The organism is Lachnospira intestinalis (assembly GCF_040095895.1).
Classification (GTDB): Bacteria; Bacillota; Clostridia; order Lachnospirales; family Lachnospiraceae; genus Lachnospira; species Lachnospira intestinalis.
The window spans coordinates 1-553 of the sequence record NZ_JBBMFS010000034.1 but is presented as its reverse complement, the minus strand read 5'-3'; the positions used below and the strand labels follow the sequence as shown (position 1 = coordinate 553).

Here is a 553-nt window from a genome sequence, read left to right as displayed (position 1 = left end):
CAACAGTAAAACAACCCCTACTTTTTCTTCCTTAGAAAGGAGGTGATCCAGCCGCACCTTCCGATACGGCTACCTTGTTACGACTTCACCCCAGTTATCAGACCTGCCTTCGGCGGCTCCTTCTTTCGTTAGGTCACCGACTTCGGGCATTTCCGACTCCCATGGTGTGACGGGCGGTGTGTACAAGACCCGGGAACGTATTCACCGCGACATTCTGATTCGCGATTACTAGCGATTCCAGCTTCATGTAGTCGAGTTGCAGACTACAATCCGAACTGAGACGTTATTTTTGTGATTTGCTTAAGCTCACACTCTCGCTTCACTTTGTTTACGCCATTGTAGCACGTGTGTAGCCCAAGTCATAAGGGGCATGATGATTTGACGTCATCCCCACCTTCCTCCAGGTTATCCCTGGCAGTCTTCCTAGAGTGCCCACCTTAAATGCTGGCTACTAAGAATAGGGGTTGCGCTCGTTGCGGGACTTAACCCAACATCTCACGACACGAGCTGACGACAACCATGCACCACCTGTCACTCTTGTTCCGAAGAAAAG

Annotated in this window: 1 rRNA gene; it reads right to left on the bottom strand. The window is 50.5% G+C overall.

Features of this window, described 5'->3' with window-relative positions:
- Positions 1–35: 35 nt before the first annotated feature.
- Positions 36–553 (bottom strand): 16S ribosomal RNA (locus WMO37_RS14865); the annotation flags it as partial.